This window comes from Stenotrophomonas sp. 10L48, assembly GCF_056395105.1.
The window spans coordinates 406,166-423,550 of the sequence record NZ_JBFTIX010000005.1 but is presented as its reverse complement, the minus strand read 5'-3'; the positions used below and the strand labels follow the sequence as shown (position 1 = coordinate 423,550).

18 protein-coding genes are annotated in these 17,385 nt (G+C 66.9%); 5 read left to right on the top strand and 13 right to left on the bottom strand.

From position 1 onward, the window contains the following. Entirely contained in the window at nucleotides 1–1,677 is a 1,677-nt protein-coding gene (locus AC1DCU_RS11255) for a ShlB/FhaC/HecB family hemolysin secretion/activation protein (RefSeq protein WP_442251364.1), read from the bottom strand. A 370-nt stretch (nucleotides 1,678–2,047) separates the two neighbouring features. On the opposite strand from AC1DCU_RS11255, the gene AC1DCU_RS11250 reads away from it, so the two are divergent. Next, the gene (locus tag AC1DCU_RS11250) at nucleotides 2,048–2,440 is read left to right on the top strand and encodes a barstar family protein (RefSeq protein ID WP_442251357.1); all 393 of its coding nucleotides are present in this window, start codon (nucleotides 2,048–2,050) and stop codon (nucleotides 2,438–2,440) included. A gap of 27 nt (nucleotides 2,441–2,467) precedes the next feature. On the opposite strand, the gene AC1DCU_RS11245 is transcribed toward AC1DCU_RS11250, so the two are convergent. Next, nucleotides 2,468–3,073: a hypothetical protein gene (locus tag AC1DCU_RS11245; RefSeq protein WP_442251356.1), complete on the bottom strand. Its 606-nt coding sequence runs from the start codon at nucleotides 3,071–3,073 to the stop codon at nucleotides 2,468–2,470. A gap of 323 nt (nucleotides 3,074–3,396) precedes the next feature. Between AC1DCU_RS11245 and mutS the strand changes: the two genes are divergently transcribed. From mutS to katG, 3 genes are all read left to right on the top strand, one after another. Then, nucleotides 3,397–5,988, top strand: a complete 2,592-nt coding sequence (gene mutS, locus AC1DCU_RS11240; protein ID WP_117309834.1) for a DNA mismatch repair protein MutS — start codon at nucleotides 3,397–3,399, stop codon at nucleotides 5,986–5,988. Between the two features lie 119 nt (nucleotides 5,989–6,107). After that, entirely contained in the window at nucleotides 6,108–6,731 is a 624-nt protein-coding gene (locus tag AC1DCU_RS11235; RefSeq protein WP_025873810.1) for a DUF937 domain-containing protein, read from the top strand. A 144-nt stretch (nucleotides 6,732–6,875) separates the two neighbouring features. After that, a complete protein-coding gene (gene katG, locus AC1DCU_RS11230; protein WP_032976006.1) occupies nucleotides 6,876–9,116 on the top strand; it encodes a catalase/peroxidase HPI in 2,241 nt (746 codons plus the stop codon). Nucleotides 9,117–9,532: 416 nt separating this feature from the next. Here katG and AC1DCU_RS11225 read toward each other — a convergent pair whose 3' ends face one another. Together AC1DCU_RS11225 and AC1DCU_RS11220 are read right to left on the bottom strand one after the other, a co-directional pair. Beyond that, a complete protein-coding gene (locus tag AC1DCU_RS11225; RefSeq protein ID WP_025873812.1) occupies nucleotides 9,533–9,940 on the bottom strand; it encodes an RNA-binding S4 domain-containing protein in 408 nt (135 codons plus the stop codon). A gap of 9 nt (nucleotides 9,941–9,949) precedes the next feature. Beyond that, the gene (locus AC1DCU_RS11220) at nucleotides 9,950–10,189 is read right to left on the bottom strand and encodes a hypothetical protein (RefSeq protein ID WP_025873813.1); all 240 of its coding nucleotides are present in this window, start codon (nucleotides 10,187–10,189) and stop codon (nucleotides 9,950–9,952) included. Nucleotides 10,190–10,251: 62 nt separating this feature from the next. Between AC1DCU_RS11220 and AC1DCU_RS11215 the strand changes: the two genes are divergently transcribed. Then, nucleotides 10,252–11,724 (top strand): MATE family efflux transporter, encoded by a 1,473-nt coding sequence (locus AC1DCU_RS11215; RefSeq protein WP_025873814.1) that lies wholly within the window; start codon nucleotides 10,252–10,254, stop codon nucleotides 11,722–11,724. A gap of 82 nt (nucleotides 11,725–11,806) precedes the next feature. On the opposite strand, the gene AC1DCU_RS11210 is transcribed toward AC1DCU_RS11215, so the two are convergent. The 9 genes from AC1DCU_RS11210 to AC1DCU_RS11170 form a co-directional block, all read right to left on the bottom strand. Beyond that, a complete protein-coding gene (locus AC1DCU_RS11210) occupies nucleotides 11,807–12,214 on the bottom strand; it encodes a DUF1801 domain-containing protein (RefSeq protein WP_032976004.1) in 408 nt (135 codons plus the stop codon). 34 nt (nucleotides 12,215–12,248) lie between these two features. Further along, nucleotides 12,249–12,683 (bottom strand): DUF1801 domain-containing protein, encoded by a 435-nt coding sequence (locus AC1DCU_RS11205; protein WP_032976003.1) that lies wholly within the window; start codon nucleotides 12,681–12,683, stop codon nucleotides 12,249–12,251. Between the two features lie 76 nt (nucleotides 12,684–12,759). After that, a complete protein-coding gene (locus AC1DCU_RS11200) occupies nucleotides 12,760–13,134 on the bottom strand; it encodes a DUF6404 family protein (protein ID WP_032976001.1) in 375 nt (124 codons plus the stop codon). An 81-nt stretch (nucleotides 13,135–13,215) separates the two neighbouring features. Next, the gene (gene rplS / locus AC1DCU_RS11195) at nucleotides 13,216–13,617 is read right to left on the bottom strand and encodes a 50S ribosomal protein L19 (protein ID WP_025873818.1); all 402 of its coding nucleotides are present in this window, start codon (nucleotides 13,615–13,617) and stop codon (nucleotides 13,216–13,218) included. 151 nt (nucleotides 13,618–13,768) lie between these two features. Then, a complete protein-coding gene (gene trmD / locus AC1DCU_RS11190) occupies nucleotides 13,769–14,527 on the bottom strand; it encodes a tRNA (guanosine(37)-N1)-methyltransferase TrmD (RefSeq protein ID WP_032976069.1) in 759 nt (252 codons plus the stop codon). Between the two features lie 8 nt (nucleotides 14,528–14,535). Then, on the bottom strand, nucleotides 14,536–15,048 hold the full coding sequence (rimM, locus tag AC1DCU_RS11185; RefSeq protein WP_025873820.1) for a ribosome maturation factor RimM: 513 nt from the start codon (nucleotides 15,046–15,048) through the stop codon (nucleotides 14,536–14,538). A gap of 45 nt (nucleotides 15,049–15,093) precedes the next feature. Then, entirely contained in the window at nucleotides 15,094–15,354 is a 261-nt protein-coding gene (rpsP, locus tag AC1DCU_RS11180; RefSeq protein WP_025873821.1) for a 30S ribosomal protein S16, read from the bottom strand. 148 nt (nucleotides 15,355–15,502) lie between these two features. Then, complete coding sequence (locus tag AC1DCU_RS11175) at nucleotides 15,503–16,285, bottom strand: aminotransferase class IV family protein (protein ID WP_442251354.1); 783 nt, start codon at nucleotides 16,283–16,285, stop codon at nucleotides 15,503–15,505. After that, nucleotides 16,282–17,358, bottom strand: coding sequence for an NAD(P)H-dependent flavin oxidoreductase (locus AC1DCU_RS11170; protein WP_442251353.1), 1,077 nt, complete (start codon nucleotides 17,356–17,358; stop codon nucleotides 16,282–16,284). Before AC1DCU_RS11170 ends, AC1DCU_RS11175 begins: the two co-directional genes overlap by 4 nt. Nucleotides 17,359–17,385: the final 27 nt, after the last annotated feature.

The following is a 17,385-nucleotide window of genomic DNA, read 5'->3' as shown; positions in this document are numbered from 1 at the left end:
TCAGTAGCGCCACGCCAGGCTGAAGCCGAAGGTGGTGTAGTCAGTCGGGAAGTTGGAGGGCTTGTGCAGGGCCGAGCCCACGAAACCGTCCCAGGAAAGCTGCTGCCAGCCGCCGCGCAGGCCCAATGCCATGCCGGCCAGATCCCGGCCGGATTGCCATTGCGCCGATGGCCCGCCGATGCGGCCGTAGTCGGCGGCGACGTAGAACTCCTGGCCGCCGCCGATACCCAGCGACAGGTCGTTGCGCAGCGACCAGCCGCGCTCGCCGCTGAGCGAGCTTTCGCCATCGAAGCCACGCACCGTGTAGCGGCCGCCGATCGCAAAGCGATCCTGTGGCGACAACGGTGTGCGGTTCCACTGCGCGCGCCAGGCAGCGGTGTAGCGCAGGCGCTGCTTGCCCAGCTGGAACGGCACGCTGAACTGCGCGTCAGCCGTGATCAGCTTCATCCGCGAGGTGCCTTCCAACGGCAGGCTTGGATCCCACGCCCGGGCCATCTCTTCCGGGGAGCGCAGTGCATGGAAGGCACCGGTGCCGCGCCGGTATGCCAGCGTGGCATCAAGCGTGGCCGCACCGATGAACTGCTTGTGGGTCAGGCCGAGCTCCCAGCCCGAGGTACGGCGACGCTGCACCTCGATCTCGGTATCGTCGATGTAGTTCTTCGACGTGCGCTGCCAGCCGCGGCCGTAGATGCCCAGCTTGGTCTTGGCATTGCGCAGCAACAGGCGATCCACGCGTGCCTCGGCGTTGCCGCTGCGGCCGCTGTAGTCATAGCTTTCGTACGCGCCCACCACGGTCTGGCTGTAGTCGTAGGCACTGGCCGTGGCGCCGAACAGCCAGTAGCCGTAGGGCACGTCGTAGTGCGCGGTCCAGCTGTTGGTGTCCTTGCCTTTGCCATTGAACACGCCGCGCCCCGCGCTGACGTAGAACAGCTCGTTCAGGCCCAGCGGGTTGTCCAACGACAGCGTGGCGTTGGCCTGCAGCTTGCCGGTGCCCTGGCTGCCTGCATCGTCCAGGGTCAGGCTGGCACGCACCGGCGAACGCTGTTTCCAGTCGATGTTCAGGTCGCTCTGCCCGGGCGCGGCGCCTTCGCCGTCTGCAGGTGCGATCTTGATGTCAGCAGTGACGGTGGGCACGCGCTGCAGGTTCTCCAGCCCCTGCTCGATGTCGCGCAGGTTCAACAGGCCGCCACTGCGGATCGGCAGCGCATTGGCGATGGCCGGATGCCGCCCATCCGCCTCGGTGAACACCGCCTCGCGGAATCGCCCGGGCACCACCGACAGTGTCAGCGTGCCGGTATTCAGATCCTGCGGGGCCGACAGCACGCGGGTGGTGACATAGCCACGCGCGATGATCGCGTTCTGTACGCGCTTCATCACCACGTTGATGCCTTCAGTGCCCAGGCAGCGGCCGCTGGCGGGATCTTCGCGCGGATCGGCTGCGGCCAATGCCCACTGGAAGCCCTTGGCACCCTCGCCGTCCAGCACGATGCGATCAATACGCACGCAGGGCTGCTCCTGCGTCGGCAGGCGCTCCCCCTGTTCACCCTGGCTGCTCTTCAGGCGTACATCGGGCCGGCTTTCCTGCTGCTCGCGCAGCACGCGTTCTCGTTCCTGCTGGCGCAGCAGCTCCTGCGCGCCCGGGTCACCCACCTGCTGGGCAGCAACACTGAAGGCCATGCCCAGAAGCACCAACCCTCCACCACTGCGGCGCGCACCGCGCACAGACATCTTCCTTGCTTGCACAATCAATTCCACGTGTTGATGCCACGCGTCAGCGGTCCTGCTCCCGGAAAGGAGAAGGGCCAACCCAATGGCTTGAATCGAGGTTCGCCGGGGGTATGCAACGGCATGCCACCGCGCCCGACGCGAAGTGGCGCATAGGCTATCGGCCGCCCGAAGGATTTCTATAGGGAAATTTTCAAATGCCCAGGACTACGGGGACAGAACACCGCAGGCAGAGATCCAGAGTATGCGCACGCACGCGCCACGTCGCAAAGCAACGGCGTTCAGCACAACGCCTTTCGCCGGCCCACGCTACAGTCGGCGCATGACCGTATTCCTGCAGATCAATGGCACCGCCATTGTTGATATCCCCAGCCTCTATGCGGAGATCAACCGGGTATTCATGGCCGGCGAAGCCTGGCAGCTCGGGCCCAGTCTCGATGGGCTGGACGATCTGCTGAACGGCGGTTATGGCGCGCTGGCCGGGCACGAAACCGCCACGCTGGTCTGGCGCGACATCGACCGCAGCCGAGAGGCACTCGGATTGGAGGCCACGCGCGCGTGGCTGGAAGACAAGCTGCGGCAGCCGGGTACGTTCAATGCCGAAACCATCGGCCGCCAGCTGGACGCCCTGCAACGTGGCGAGGGGCAGACCTACTTCGACATCGTGATGGAGATCTTCGCCAGCCACCCGGACATCACCCTGGTACAGGCCTGAGGCTGCCACGCCTGCTGCCGACGCCCATCAAGGAACGTGGCAACAGGTACCACATGCACAGCAGGAGCTTGCACCACAGCACTTGAGCGACTGTCCGCTGCCATCCTGGCACTTCGCTGCACAACATCCCTTATCGCGAGCGGTTGCCATTGGCGAGGCGATGGCACAGGCAGTCGCCCTGCCATCTCCTCCCAAGGGCGACGCCTCCACCGAATAGTCCAGCACCTGGACGTCGGCCTGTACCCCGCCCAGCCCACGCTTGCGGACACCCAGCGGCCGCCCCTCCAGTGCCGCCGCCTGCACCATCGCCGGAGAGATCGTCAATGCGCCCTTCTGCAGCAGCGTCCCGTCCTGCCACAGGCTCCACTGCAGGTCTGCACCCGCTTCGCCGACGATGGCCTCCGCTTCGGCAATGTCGACCACCAGGCTATAGCGTTGCCCATGCCTGCCCTCCAGCGCGACGGTCGCCGTGCGCCCCTGCCGCACGCTCAGCCGGGGCGAGAACGCGGGGACCCCGTCGTGCAGCACCCGCAACGCAAGGTGGTGCAGGTCATTCGACGGCGCCGCCTCTGCCGCCAGGGAAAGACCCGCGGTGCAGGCCAGAAATATCGCAAGCAACACCCGAAGGAACATGCATGACTCCGTTTGACCGCCCGATTGCGGCGATCCACCCTCCGCCGGACATCCCTCCGAAAGCTGTGACCCATAACGCGGATTCACCCAGCACCAGCAGGCTGGCGCCGGCAACGACCGTTTCACTCGCAATTGCCCATCGCCCGAGCCTCCCGCACAACCATTGAGAGTCGCACGCGCCACCGCAGCTGTTCACCTGCGACACGTGCCACGCCCCCGGCAAAAGCGTCCCCCCTGCCGCGACCAGTTACCATGGACAGCCCTGTACCGGCTCCGCCCCGCTGCCCTCCGGCGCGAGCGGACGCCCCTGATCCACGAGTCCCATGTCCAAAGACAAGTCCGCCGAACACACCCCGCTGATGAAGCAGTTCTTCGCAGCCAAGTCCGACTACCCGGACCTGCTGCTGTTCTTCCGCATGGGCGACTTCTACGAGCTGTTCTACGACGACGCGCGCAAGGCCGCGCGCCTGCTCGACATCACCCTGACCCAGCGTGGCAGCTCCGGTGGTGCACCGATTCCGATGGCCGGCGTGCCGGTGCACGCCTACGAGGGCTACCTGGCACGACTGGTCGCGCTGGGCGAATCGGTGGCGATCTGCGAACAGATCGGCGACCCGGCACTGGCCAAGGGACTGGTCGAACGCAAGGTGGTGCGCATCGTCACCCCCGGCACGGTCACCGACGAAGCGCTGCTGGACGAGCGTCGCGACACCCTGCTGATGGCCCTGTCGCGCAACAAGAGCGGCTATGGCCTGGCCTGGGCCGACCTGGCCGGCGGCCGTTTCCTGGTCAACGAAGTGGACACCGATGACGCGCTGGAAGCCGAACTCGCGCGCCTGGAGCCGGCCGAACTGCTGGTGCCGGATGAGGAGAACTGGCCGGAGTTCCTGCGCCAGCGCAGCGGCGTGCGTCGCCGCGCGCCATGGCTGTTCGACGCCGACAGTGGCCGCCGCCAGCTGCTGAACTTCTTCAAGCTGCATGACCTGAGCGGCTTCGGCATCGACGACAAGCCGCGCGCAACGGCCGCTGCCGGCGCCCTGCTCGGCTATGTCGAGGAAACCCAGAAGCAGCGCCTGCCGCACCTTACGTCCATCTCGATGGAAACCGCCGGCGAAGCGATCGCGATGAACGCGGCAACGCGGCGCCATCTGGAGCTGGACACCCGCGTCGACGGCGATACCCGCAATACCCTGCTCGGCGTGCTCGACAGCACGGTGACGCCGATGGGCGGCCGCCTGCTGCGCCGCTGGCTGCATCGGCCGCTGCGCCTGCGCGAGGTGCTGGTGCAGCGCCACCACGCGGTGGAAACACTGATCGACCGTGGCGCGGACGCAGATATCCGCGAACAGTTCCGCCGCCTCGGCGACCTTGAACGCATTCTCACCCGCGTTGCCCTGCGCTCGGCACGGCCGCGCGACTTCTCCACCCTGCGCGATGGCCTCGGCCTGCTGCCGGCCGTACGCGAGGTGCTGGCACCGCTGGATTCACCGCGCTTGCAGACCCTGCACGCCGCGCTCGGCGAACACGACGAATGCGCCCACCTGCTGGCCAGCGCGATCGCCGACATGCCGCCGCTCAAGCTCAGCGATGGTGGCGTGCTGGCCGATGGCTTCGACGCCGAGCTGGATGAGCTGCGCCGCCTGTCGACCCACGCCGACCAGTTCCTGGTCGACCTGGAGCAGCGCGAGCGCGAGAGCAGCGGCATCGCCACCCTGAAGGTCGGCTACAACCGTGTGCACGGCTACTACATCGAAATCAGCAAGGGCCAGTCCGACCGTGCGCCGGTGCACTACACCCGCCGGCAGACACTGACCAACGCCGAGCGCTACATCACCGAAGAACTGAAGGCGTTCGAAGACAAGGTGCTGTCCGCCCGCGACCGTTCGCTGTCGCGCGAAAAGTACCTGTACGAGCAGCTGCTGGACACGCTGGGCACCCAGCTGGAGCCGCTCAAGCAGTGTGCTGCCGCACTCAGCGAACTGGACGTGCTGGCCGCCTTCGCCGAACGTGCGCAGGCGCTGGACTGGGCGCGCCCGGAGCTGCAGGCCGAGCCGTGCCTGAAGATCGAGCGCGGCCGCCATCCGGTGGTGGAAGCGGTGCGTGACCAGCCGTTCGAGCCCAACGACCTGGATCTGCACCCGGACCGTCGCATGCTGGTCATCACCGGCCCGAACATGGGCGGTAAATCGACCTACATGCGGCAGAACGCGCTGATCGTGCTGCTGGCCCACATCGGCAGCTTCGTGCCGGCCAGCCGTGCGCTGATCGGCCCGATCGACCGCATCCTGACCCGCATCGGCGCAGGCGATGACCTTGCCCGCGGGCAGTCGACCTTCATGGTCGAGATGGCCGAAACCAGCTACATCCTGCATCACGCCACCGCGCATTCGCTGGTGCTGATGGACGAGATCGGCCGCGGCACGTCCACCTACGACGGCCTGGCCCTGGCCGACGCGGTAGCGCGCCACCTCGCCTACGAAAACCGCTGTTACACGCTGTTTGCGACCCATTACTTCGAACTGACCGCGTTGGCCGACGAACAGCACGAAGGCGGCCGCAGCGGCATCGCCAACGTGCATCTGGATGCCGTCGAGCACGGCGAAGCACTGGTGTTCATGCATGCAGTGAAGGACGGTCCGGCCAACCGCAGCTTCGGCCTGCAGGTGGCTGCCCTGGCCGGCCTGCCGCGTGCCACCGTGGCACAGGCGCGCCGACGCCTGGCCGAACTGGAACAGCGCGGCGGCGAAAGCCATGCCGCCGAACTCGCCCCGCAGGCGCTGGATGCCCCGCAGCAGTTCGGGCTGTTTGCCGCTCCGCCGAACAAGGCGCAGGAGGCGCTGGCCGCGATCGACCCGGACGAGCTGACCCCGAAGCAGGCACTGGAAGCGCTGTACCGGTTGAAGGCGCTGCTGTAAGGCAGGCCGCAGGTTCCGCCGGCCCTGCCCGGCGGACGCCCGCCATGAAGCCTTCGCATTGCCGTCGTGTACACGGCGTTATGCTCGGGCGGTTCGTCCTTCACAGACCGGAGACCGCCATGAACACCGAATCCCTTGCTGCATCCCTCTTCCAGCAGCTGCAGCAGGGCCAAGGCCTGCAGCAGGTCTCGCAGCAGCTCGGCCTGGACAGCAGCCAGGCTACCCAGGCCGTCGGCAGCGCGCTGCCGCTGCTGCTCGGCGCGATGGGCCAGAACGCCAGCGAGCCGCAGGGTGCGCAGTCCCTCCTCAATGCCCTGCAGCGCGACCACCTCGGTTCGGGCGGCGGTGGCGGTGCTGGCGGCGGTTTCGACATCGGCAGCATCCTCGGCGCGGTGATGGGCGGTGGCGGCGGCAACGCCACCAACGGTGCCGGCATCCTCGGCCACGTGTTCGGTGGGCAGACCTCGCAGGCGGCCGAAGTGCTGGGCCAGAAGACCGGCCTGGACAGCGGCAGGTCCAGCCAGCTGCTGGCGATCCTGGCCCCCATCGTCATGTCGTTCCTGGCCCAGCGGTTTGCCCAGAGCGGCAACGCCGGCCAGCTCAGCCAGGCCCTGGGGCAGGAAGCACAGCAATCCGGCGGTGGCATCGGCAGCCTGCTCGGCGGTGCGCTCGATCAGGACGGCGATGGCCAGTTCGGCGCCAGCGATCTGTTCAAGCTCGGCGCGGGCCTGCTCAAGCGCTGATCGCGCACAACGATGCAAGCGCCGCCTGCCATAGGCGGCCACTATCGCATCGGTTGAATCAATCGAATTTACCCATCATTAGGCGATGCCTATGGTGGGTAAGCGATCTGATTCCCTCATTCGCCAGCCCACAGGTAGAGACCCATGAAAAGCGAAGCGAAGTGCCCGTTCAACCATGCCGTCGTCGGTGATGCGACGACCAACCGCGACTGGTGGCCGAACCAGCTGCGCGTGGATCTGCTCAACCAGCACTCCACGCGCTCCAATCCCCTTGATACGGGCTTCGACTACGCCAAGGCCTTCAACGGGCTGGACTACAGCGCCCTGAAGGCCGACCTGAAGGCGTTGATGACCGACTCGCAGGACTGGTGGCCAGCCGACTTCGGCCACTACGGCGGCCTGTTCATCCGCATGGCCTGGCACAGCGCCGGCACCTACCGCATCGATGACGGCCGTGGTGGTGGTGGCCGCGGCCAGCAGCGCTTCGCTCCGCTCAACAGCTGGCCCGACAACGTCAGCCTGGACAAGGCGCGACGCCTGCTGTGGCCGATCAAGCAGAAATATGGCCAGGCCATTTCCTGGGCCGACCTGCTGATCCTGACCGGCAACGTCGCACTGGAGTCGATGGGCTTCAAGACGCTCGGCTTTGCCGGCGGCCGTCCCGATACCTGGGAGCCGGACCAGGACGTGTACTGGGGCCGCGAGACCACCTGGCTCGGTGGCGACGTGCGCTACAAGCACGGCTCGGAGGGCGTGCAAGAGGACCACGGCGTGCTGGTGTCCGATGACGACGCTGATGGCGATGTGCACTCGCGCAAACTGGAAAACCCGCTGGCCGCGGTACAGATGGGCCTGATCTATGTGAACCCGGAAGGCCCGGATGGCAATCCCGATCCGGTGCTGGCCGCGCATGACATCCGCGACACCTTCGGCCGCATGGCGATGGACGATGAGGAAACCGTCGCCCTGATCGCCGGTGGCCACAGTTTCGGCAAGACCCATGGTGCCGGCCCGGCCGACAACGTCGGCAAGGAACCGGAAGCAGCGGGCCTGGAAAGCCAGGGCCTGGGCTGGGCCAACAGCTTCGGCAGTGGCAAGGGCGGCGACACCATCACCAGCGGCCTGGAAGTCACCTGGACCCGCACCCCCGCGCAGTGGAGCCACGACTTCTTCGAGATCCTGTTCGGCCACGAATGGGAGCTGAGCAAGAGCCCGGCCGGCGCGCACCAGTGGGTCGCCAAGAATGCGGACGCAGTGATTCCCGATGCGCACGATCCGTCGAAAAAGCACCGCCCGACCATGCTGACCACCGACCTGTCGCTGCGCATGGACCCGGCCTACGAAAAGATCTCGCGGAAATTCCTTGCTGATCCGCAGGAGTTCGCCGATGCCTTCGCCCGCGCTTGGTTCAAGCTGACCCATCGCGACATGGGCCCACGTGCGCGCTATCTCGGCCCGGAGATTCCGGCCGAGGAATTCATCTGGCAGGACCCGGTGCCGGAAGCCAGGCACCCGTTGATCGACGCCAAGGACATCGCCGCGCTGAAGCAGAAGATCGCAGCGACCGGTCTGAGCGTGGCCGAGCTGGTGTCCACGGCGTGGGCCTCGGCCTCGACCTTCCGCGGTTCGGACAAGCGTGGCGGCGCCAATGGTGCGCGCGTGCGCCTGGCACCGCAGAAGGACTGGGCGGTGAACCAGCCGCAGCAGCTGGGCAAGGTGCTGGCCGCGCTGGAAAAGGTCCAGGCCGAGTTCAACGGCGCGGGCAGCAAGCAGGTGTCGCTGGCCGACCTGATCGTGCTGGCCGGTGGCGTCGGCATCGAGCAGGCAGCGAAGGCCGGCGGCCATGACCTTAGCGTGCCGTTCACTCCGGGCCGCACCGATGCCAGCCAGGAACAGACCGACGTCGAATCGTTCGCGGTGCTGGAACCGGCTGCCGATGGTTTCCGCAACTACCTCAAGGGCGCTTACAGCGTGCCGGGTGAGGCGCTGCTGATCGACAAGGCACAGCTGCTGACCCTCACCGCACCGGAAATGACCGCCCTGGTCGGTGGCCTGCGCGTGCTCGGCGCCAATGCCGACGGTGGCAGGCACGGCGTGTTCACCAGCCGTCCCGGCACGCTGAGCAACGACTTCTTCGTCAACCTGCTGGACATGGGCACCACCTGGAAGGCGACCGGTCGCGAAAGCTATGAAGGCCGCGGCCGCAGCGATGGCGCTGCGCGCTGGACCGGCACCCGTGCCGACCTGGTGTTCGGCTCCAACGCCGTGCTGCGCGCCCTGGCCGAGGTCTACGCCAGCGCCGATGGCGAGAAGAAGTTCGTGCAGGATTTCATCGCCGCCTGGACCCGGGTGATGGAACTGGATCGCTACGACCTGCACGGTTGACCGGATATGCCAGGTGCCAACCTTGGTTGGCACATGGCACGGCGCCCACCAAGGTGGGCGACTACCCGACCCCGCTGTGGGGTCTTTACCCGGTGGATGCCGACCTTGATCGGCACATGGCACGGCGCCCACCGAGGTGAGCGACTACCAGACACTGCTGCGGGGTCTTTACCCGGTAGATGCCGACCTTGGTCGGCACATGGAACAGCGCCCACCGAGGTGGGCGACTACCAGACACTGCTGCGGGGCCTTTACCCGGTAGATGCCGACCCTGGTCGGCACATGGCACGGCGCCCACCAAGGTGGGCGACTACCAGGCACTGCTGCGGGGTCTTTACCCGGTGGATGCCGACCCTGGTCGGCACATGGCGCAACGCCCACCAAGGTGGGCGACTACCAGCGCCCGGGCGGCGCCGTCACAGGGCGTCGATATCACCCAGTGCACGGATCAACCGGCGTGCGCGCTTGTCCGGCTTGTGCTCCGGTGCCTGGTAGCCATCACGCGCGGCAATGCGCAGCGCACGCTGTTCGGCGCGGCGGGCCTTGGAGGCTTCGCTCTCGGCATACAACTGCTGCGCCACCGGCGCCGGACCGCGCTGGTCGCTCAGGCCCAGCACCTGGATCTCGAAGTGTTCTTCACCGCGATCGACCAGCAGCTGCTCTCCCACGCGTACTGCGCGCGAGGATTTCGGACGCTGCCCGGCCACGGATACCTTGCCGGTCTCGATCGCCTGTTTGGCCAGGCTGCGGGTCTTGAAGAAGCGGGCCGCCCACAACCAGATGTCCAGACGGACGCTGGGCGCCAACGGGGAAAGCTCGGACATCGGTGGGGACTACTCCGTTCGCTTGTTCAGGGGGCGCGGATTGTCGGGGTCGGTGCGGCAGCCGCTGCCCCCGATCAATGCCGGCGTGCCGGCCGCCAGGTCCTGGCGCTGGCTGCCGACCAGGCACTCGGGGCGGTCGGTCGGCCGCACCTGGGTATCGCCCAGCCGGTCACCCGACGAACATGCGGCCAGTGCCGCTGCGATCAAGGCCGCCACGATCATCCGCATCGCCTGTTGTGGTTGATGCATTGCCACATCCTGCAAACCGGCTTGATGCTAGTGTGCGCCTCCCGGGAATCGATCACCACTCCATGGCCAAAGCGCCGCTTGACCTGACCTCCGGCCCGATCGGCCGCAACCTGCTGCTGTTCGCGCTGCCGATCCTGGCAGGCAACATCGCGCAGTCGCTGAACGGCTCGGTGAATGCGGTATGGGTGGGGCGCTTCCTTGGCGAAGCGGCACTGACCGCGACCGCGAACGCCAACAACATCATGTTCTTCCTGATCGGTTCGGTGTTCGGCTTCGGCATGGCCTCGACCATCCTGATCGGCCAGGCCATCGGTGCGCGCGACATCGCCCAGGCACGACGCGTGGTCGGCACCAGCGCCACGTTCTTCATCGGCCTGTCGGTGATCATCGCCATCGCCGGCTGGTTCCTGGCCCACCCGCTGCTGGCGGCGATGGGCACGCCCGCCGCCTCGCTGCCGTTGGCCGAGGCCTACCTGCGCATCATCTTCCTGGCGATGCCAACGCTGTACGCCTTCGCCTTCCTCAGTGCGGCGCTGCGCGGTGCCGGCGATTCGCGCACGCCCTTCCGCTTCCTGCTGGTCTCGGTGGTGCTGGACATCGCCCTGAACCCGGTGCTGATCTTCGGCATGGGGCCGTTCCCGGAACTGGGCATCGCCGGCTCGGCCTGGGCCACGCTGGTGTCGCAGACGCTGTCGCTGGCCGGCCTGCTGCTGTACATGCGGCACAAGCGGCACACGCTGTGGCTGGGCCGCGCCGACATGCACCTGTTCAAGCTGGACATGACCATCCTGCGCGCGCTGGTGGTCAAGGGCGTGCCGATGGGCCTGCAGATGGTGCTGATCTCGCTGTCGGTGATCATGCTGATGACCATGGTCAACCAGTACGGCACTGACACCGGCGCAGCCTACGGTGCATCGCTGCAGCTGTGGAACTATGTGCAGATGCCGGCGATGGCGATCGGTGCGGCGTGTTCGTCGATGGCCGCGCAGAATGTCGGTGCGCAGCGCTGGGATCGCGTGCGCGGTACCGCACGCCAGGGCATCGCGTTCAACTTCCTGCTGACCGGCGCGTTGATCCTGCCGCTGGTGCTGCTGGACCAGTATTCGCTGGCCTTGTTCCTTCCGCAGGGCAGCGAGTCGCTGCAGATCGCGCGGCACCTGAACCACATCGTGATCGGTTCATTCCTGTTCTTCGGCGTCAGCTTCGTGATCTCCGGCGTGGTGCGCTCCACCGGCGCGGTGCTGCCACCGCTGCTGATCCTGGCCGCGTCGCTGTGGGGCGTGCGCGTGCCGTTCGCCGAATTCCTGCAGCCGTACTGGGGTGCCGATGCGATCTGGTGGAGTTTCCCGGCCGGCTCGCTGGTGTCGATGCTGCTGTCGCTGGCGTATTACCGCTGGGGTGGCTGGCGTAAGGCGAAGATGATCAGTACACCGGTGCATGCCGAAGAACTCGCCACGCCCTCGGAGATTCCCGCCTGTCCGCCTTCGCCGGTGGCCGACCCGGATGCGGCGCTGGAAACCATTCCACCGCGTTGAACATGTACCGGTAGTGCCGGCCGCTGGCCGGCAACCGCGCGATACCTGGGAAGTCCATGGGATTGCCGGCCAGCGGCCGGCACTACCGCTTTTTCTTTTCCGCGTTGTGCCTGGCGGCGGCGCGCAGCAGTGCTTTCAGCGCCGCGGCGTTGGGCATGCCGCCTTCGTGGATGTCGATCGCGCGGCGTGTGCCGCCTTCCAGGCTGGCATTGAACAGGCGCTTCGGGTCCGGCAACGCGGCGCCGTGGGCGAAGGTCAGCTTCACTGCCTGCTTGTAGGTTTCGCCGGTGCACAGGATGCCATTGTGTTCCCACACCGGTGTGCCGCGCCATTTCCAGGTTTCCTCCACGTCCGGCAGCGCCTCGTGGATCAGCGCGCGCACGCGGGCGAGGATGTCGCCGCGCCAATCAGGGAGCTCGGCGATGCGGGCGTCAATCAGGGCGGCAGCGGGGAGAGCGGCATCTGCGGGATCGGACTTCTGCGTGGCCATCGCGTGGTCTCGTTCGGGGAAAGAACCTGGGGGATTACATGCGTTCGCCAGGCAGCTGGCTGGCCTGCCGCACCCAGTCGAGGAACCGCGCCTCGTCCAGCGGCTCGTCCCCAAGGATGTGCAGGTAGCGCGTGTCGGCGCTCTTGGACGGTTCAGGCGGAACAGGCTGCAACAGCGCGCCGCGGAAGAATGCGACCTTGATGTAGCGGGCGAAGCAATGGAAGCTGAGGAACCAGCCCTCGCCGGCAGCAACGCCGTACATCGGCGAGTTCCATTTCACTGCCTTGTGCACGCCGGGCACGGCCTGTTCGATCAGGGCGTCCAGACGCTCACCAACGGCCCGTTTCCAGTCCGGCATGGCAGCGATATAAGCCTGCACGGGCGCATCGCCCTCACCCTTGGCGATCTGCGGGTTACCGCCGGACAGCAGCTTCGGCGCGGCACTGCTGGCAGGTCGCTTGGCGGGCATCGCAGGGGCCATGAGGGTCGAAGGCCCGAGCGTACGCCGCCGCCCGGCAGCGGTCACGGCGCACTGCGCCATGGTCTCAGAGGCTGCTGCGGAACTGCCGCCAGGTGGGCAGCTTGCGGGCCCCGCGCAGGAACCACATCAGGGTGGCCATCACCAGGCCGAACATCACGCCTGCCGCCACCCCGGCAAGCAACAGCAGTTCCAGCGCCGGGGCCCTGCCCTGCCACAACAGCAGCCACATCAGTACCGTCCAGAACACGCCAAACAGCAGGCCCTGCAGCAGCGTATTGGTCAGGAAACCGGCCAGTATCGGCGGCGGCAGCGCGACACCCAGCCGCCACAGCATGCGGTGCAGCAAGGGGGCCGCTTCCCTCCGTGGCACCCCGGAACGGTCCAGGAAGCGCAACGCCACCTGGATGTCCGCCGGGTATCGATGGTCGCTCTCATCCATTCACTGAAACTAACGAGGCGGCAGCACAAACGCAAACGGCCGCCCGAAGGCGGCCGTCGCGGCAACAACCGAAGTTGTTTATCAGCCCTTGGTTGCCAGACGGGCAGCCTTGGCGGCAGCAGCAGCAGCCAGATCTTCCTTGATGCGGGCAGCCTTGCCTTCCAGGCCACGCAGGTAGTACAGCTTGCCGGCGCGGACCTTACCACGACGCTTCACTTCGACCGAGTCGATGATGGCGCTGTGGGTCTGGAACACGCGCTCGACGCCGTAGCCGTGCGAGATCTTGCGCACGGTGAACGAGGAGTTCAGGCCGCCGTTCTTGGTCGCGATGACAACGCCTTCATAGGCCTGCACGCGCTCGCGGGTACCTTCCTTCACCTTCACGTTGACGACAATGGTGTCGCCCTGGCTGAACTGCGGCAGTTCGCGGGTGATCTGGGCGGATTCGAATTCCGCGACGATGGACTTGTTCAGCTTGCTCATGGGTTACACCGATTCATTGTTCGGGTGGGCGTGTCATTCGACAGCGTGGGCTCATGCAGTCACCGGACTGTGCTGCACGTTTGTTTTGGGTACTGCGCACCGGCCGGGGCCGGCGTAATTGGCCATGATAGCCGATAAAGCAGGGCTGGCGCTAGACCTTGCCCTTTCCCGCCGGGACCTGGCGGGCCAGGGCCAGCAGCTTGCGGTCGGCCTTGCCCAGCGCCTGTTCATCCAGCAGGTCCGGGCGCCGCTGTGCGGTACGGATCAACGACTGCTGCCGGCGCCAGGCGGCGATGGCGGCATGGTTGCCCGAGCGCAGCACGTCCGGCACGTCCCCCAGCGGATGCTGGGCCGGCTGGCTGTAATGCGGGCAGTCGAGCAGGCCGAGGTCGCCCTCGAAACTGTCCTGCGCCGCGGATTCGGCGTCATTCAAGGCGCCTTCCTGCAGCCGGGCCACCGCGTCGATGATGACCGCCGCCCCCAGCTCGCCGCCGGACAGCACATAGTCGCCGAGGGAAATCTCCTCATCGACATTGGCGGCCAGGAAACGCTCGTCGATGCCTTCATAGCGGCCGCAGAGCAGGACCATGCGCGGCAATGCCGCCAGTTCCCGCACCTTGGCCTGGGTCAACGGCGCGCCCTGCGGGCTGAGATGGATCACCCGCGCAGGCGTCGGATCGGCCTCACGGATCGCCTGCAGGCAGGCCTGCAGCGGTTCGATCAGCATCACCATGCCCGGGCCACCGCCGAACGGACGATCGTCCACCCGGCGGTAGTTGCCCTCGGCGTAGTCACGGGGATTCCAGCCATGCAGGCTGAACAATCCCTTTTCCTGCGCACGGCCGACCACGCCCAGCCCAGCGGACTGGGCGAGGAAATCGGGGAACAGGGTGATGACGTCGAAACGCATGCTCACACTCAGAACTCGGGGTCCCAGTCGACCACGACCAGATTGGCCTCGAAGTCGACGGATTTGACGAACTCCGGCACGACGAACGGAATCATCCGCTCGCGATCACCGCGTACGACCACCACATCGTTGGCGCCGGTACTGAACAGGTGCGAGACCTGGCCGAGGGCAACGCCTTCGACGGTCTTCACATCCAGGCCTTCCAGATCGACCCAGTAATACTCGTCGGCATTCGGCGGCGGCAGCGCACTTCGGGCCACGAAGACCTCGGTGCCATGCATCGCCTCGACCGTGTCGCGATCCTCGATGCCCGGGAAACGGGCCACCAGATGCTTGCCGGTATCCCGGCCACGGGCGCCTTCAAGCGTCGATTCCTGCCCGTTGGGGCTGCGCAGGATCCACGGTTGGTAACGGAAAATAGCGGAACGCGGCTCGGTCCAGGACTCGAGCTTTATTTCGCCGCGCACACCAAAAGCGCCGACAATCCTGCCAAGCAGGATGCGGCGCTCGTTATCTTTCATCTGCGTTCAATCAGATGGGCCGCACCAGGGTGCGGCCCGTCAGGATCAGGCCGCAGCGGCCTGGGACTTGCTCGCTTCCTTGATCAGGTTGCGAACTTTCTCGGTCGGCTGGGCGCCGTTCTTGACCCAATGGTCAACGCGGGCCAGGTCCAGCTCGATGCGCTTCTCGCCGCCCTGTGCAACCGGGTTGTAGAAGCCAACGCGCTCGATGTTGCGGCCGTCGCGGGCGCTGCGGACGTCGGTGACGATGATGTGGTAGAACGGACGCTTCTTGGCGCCGCCGCGGGTCAGTCGAATCTTGACCATGGTGGTTTTTTCCTATTGCCCAGTCGCCAGGATGGCGCGGTAAGCGGGCGATTATAGCGGCAGAGTCCGGCCGAGCCAACCCCGGGCGTCTACCCCGGGGTCAGATCCCTTTTACCGAGCAAAAGGGTTCTGACTCCAACGGTTCCATTCAGGAAAGCGACTGCCAGGGCACCCGGGCCAACACCGCCCTGCCCTGTTCGGCCAGGGCCTGCGAACCCGGCAGCGCCTGACCATTGATGGCATCCAGCGCCCACACCCCACTGGCGTTGCAGGCGAAGGCGGCCTGCATGCCGGCCAGCTCATCCAGCCGCAACGGCCGGCCCTCCTGTGGGCCCACCCAGCCCGCCTGCAGCAGCGCTTCAGCGGTTCCCCGCAGCGCAGGCGCCTGTGGCCAGATCAGGTGTTCGCCGTCATGCACGGCCAGGTTCCAGGTGGTTCCCTCGCTGATCTGCCCGTCGCCAGTGACGAACAGCGCATCGTCGAAACCCGCTGCCAACGCGGCACGGCGCTGGGCGAACAGTCCAAACGTACCGACATGCTTGATCTGCGGCAGCTCTCGCTGCCATGTCGCGCTGCGTACGCGTTTCGGCGCGGTCAACGCGACCGGCGCGGAGACGGCAACCAGTACATCCACCGGCACGCTTGCCAGAGGCGCGCGGAAATCGAAACGGCGCGAGAACACGGTGACCCGCATCGATGCGTCGACCTGGCCGGCCTGTTGCAGCGCCTGCGCCATCCACACCTGCACCTGCGCGATATCGAGCCCGCTGCCGAACAGTTCCTGCGTTGCCCGCGCCAGCCGCTGCAGATGCAGATCAAGCCCCTGCACCGCGTTGCCGCGCACCTGCAACGAGGTGAAGTGGCCGTAGTTGGTCAGCGCCGGCAGCAGGTCTTCGGCCCGCGCCGTTGCGCCGTTGCAGGTCACCGTCATCGCAGCAGCGCCTGTGCCTGTTCCCACATGCCACGCAGCACGTCGGCGGCCGGCGCTGCCGGTGCCATCCATGCCGACTGCCCGGCCCAGGCCTGCATCGCAGCAAGCCGGTTTTCCTGCGTGGCCTGCTTGCGCATCGGTCCAGTCAGGCCACGCTGCACAGGGTACGGGCGCGGCGCGGGTGCGCCCTCGGCAGCAGCTGCACGCACGTAGGCAGTCGCCAGGCCGCGGCCCAGGCGCCCACTGAACGCGCGCGTCGGCCAGGTGTCTTCGGGTTCGCTGCGGGCCAACGCATCGGCCCATGCCGGCGCCACCGCTGCTTCGGGTGTGCGCAGGAAGGCCGTGCCGATCTGCACGGCGCTGGCCCCGAGCATCAGGGCAGCAGCAATGCCGCGACCGTCGCCGATTCCGCCCGCAGCGATCACCGGAATACTCAGGTTGTCCGCCAGCCGCGGCAGCAGTGCGAACAGGCCGACCAGCTGCTGCTCTGCACGCATCGGATCGAAGGCGCCGCGATGGCCGCCGGCTTCGGCGCCCTGCGCGACCACCGCGTCAGCACCCGCGTCCTGCGCAGCACGCGCTTCGGCCAGCGTCGTAGCGCAGGCGATCCAGGCGATGCCCGTATCCTTCAACTGCTGCACGTGACGCGGCGACAGCACGCCCATGATGGTCGAGGCCACCGCCGGCCGTGCCGCCAGCAGCGCACTGAACTGCTCCTCGAAATCGGCAGGCGTGGCATCCGCTGCGCTGGCCGCAACCTCCGGCCCCCACTGGCCCAGGAACGCACGCGTGGCGGCCTCGGCGGCCACATCGCGCACCGGCGCGGGATCGGGCAACCACAGGTTCACCTGCGCCGGCCCGCTGGACGCTGCACGGAAGTCCTGCATCCAGCGACCGATATCCGCCGCCGGCGACAACACGGCCCCCATCGCGCCCATGCTGCCGGCGTTGGCCAGCGCGGCGGAAAGCGGAACCGGACAGGCACCGGCCATCGGTGCCAGCAGGATCGGCAGCTGCAATGAAAAACGCCGACAGAAATCGTCGGCGCGTTCGAGAATCGGCGAAAGGCTCACGCGACGCACCTGTGGGAGGAGTCGCTG

What these genes read in the sequence shown, in the direction of transcription:
- AC1DCU_RS11255 (WP_442251364.1), bottom strand. Translation starts at nt 1,677, where the DNA reads ATGGCCTTCAGTGTTGCTGCCCAGCAGGTGGGTGACCCGGGCGCGCAG.
- AC1DCU_RS11250 (WP_442251357.1), top strand. Translation starts at nt 2,048, where the DNA reads ATGACCGTATTCCTGCAGATCAATGGCACCGCCATTGTTGATATCCCC.
- AC1DCU_RS11245 (WP_442251356.1), bottom strand. Translation starts at nt 3,073, where the DNA reads ATGTTCCTTCGGGTGTTGCTTGCGATATTTCTGGCCTGCACCGCGGGT.
- mutS (WP_117309834.1), top strand. Translation starts at nt 3,397, where the DNA reads ATGTCCAAAGACAAGTCCGCCGAACACACCCCGCTGATGAAGCAGTTC.
- AC1DCU_RS11235 (WP_025873810.1), top strand. Translation starts at nt 6,108, where the DNA reads ATGAACACCGAATCCCTTGCTGCATCCCTCTTCCAGCAGCTGCAGCAG.
- katG (WP_032976006.1), top strand. Translation starts at nt 6,876, where the DNA reads ATGAAAAGCGAAGCGAAGTGCCCGTTCAACCATGCCGTCGTCGGTGAT.
- AC1DCU_RS11225 (WP_025873812.1), bottom strand. Translation starts at nt 9,940, where the DNA reads ATGTCCGAGCTTTCCCCGTTGGCGCCCAGCGTCCGTCTGGACATCTGG.
- AC1DCU_RS11220 (WP_025873813.1), bottom strand. Translation starts at nt 10,189, where the DNA reads ATGCATCAACCACAACAGGCGATGCGGATGATCGTGGCGGCCTTGATC.
- AC1DCU_RS11215 (WP_025873814.1), top strand. Translation starts at nt 10,252, where the DNA reads ATGGCCAAAGCGCCGCTTGACCTGACCTCCGGCCCGATCGGCCGCAAC.
- AC1DCU_RS11210 (WP_032976004.1), bottom strand. Translation starts at nt 12,214, where the DNA reads ATGGCCACGCAGAAGTCCGATCCCGCAGATGCCGCTCTCCCCGCTGCC.
- AC1DCU_RS11205 (WP_032976003.1), bottom strand. Translation starts at nt 12,683, where the DNA reads ATGCCCGCCAAGCGACCTGCCAGCAGTGCCGCGCCGAAGCTGCTGTCC.
- AC1DCU_RS11200 (WP_032976001.1), bottom strand. Translation starts at nt 13,134, where the DNA reads ATGGATGAGAGCGACCATCGATACCCGGCGGACATCCAGGTGGCGTTG.
- rplS (WP_025873818.1), bottom strand. Translation starts at nt 13,617, where the DNA reads ATGAGCAAGCTGAACAAGTCCATCGTCGCGGAATTCGAATCCGCCCAG.
- trmD (WP_032976069.1), bottom strand. Translation starts at nt 14,527, where the DNA reads ATGCGTTTCGACGTCATCACCCTGTTCCCCGATTTCCTCGCCCAGTCC.
- rimM (WP_025873820.1), bottom strand. Translation starts at nt 15,048, where the DNA reads ATGAAAGATAACGAGCGCCGCATCCTGCTTGGCAGGATTGTCGGCGCT.
- rpsP (WP_025873821.1), bottom strand. Translation starts at nt 15,354, where the DNA reads ATGGTCAAGATTCGACTGACCCGCGGCGGCGCCAAGAAGCGTCCGTTC.
- AC1DCU_RS11175 (WP_442251354.1), bottom strand. Translation starts at nt 16,285, where the DNA reads ATGACGGTGACCTGCAACGGCGCAACGGCGCGGGCCGAAGACCTGCTG.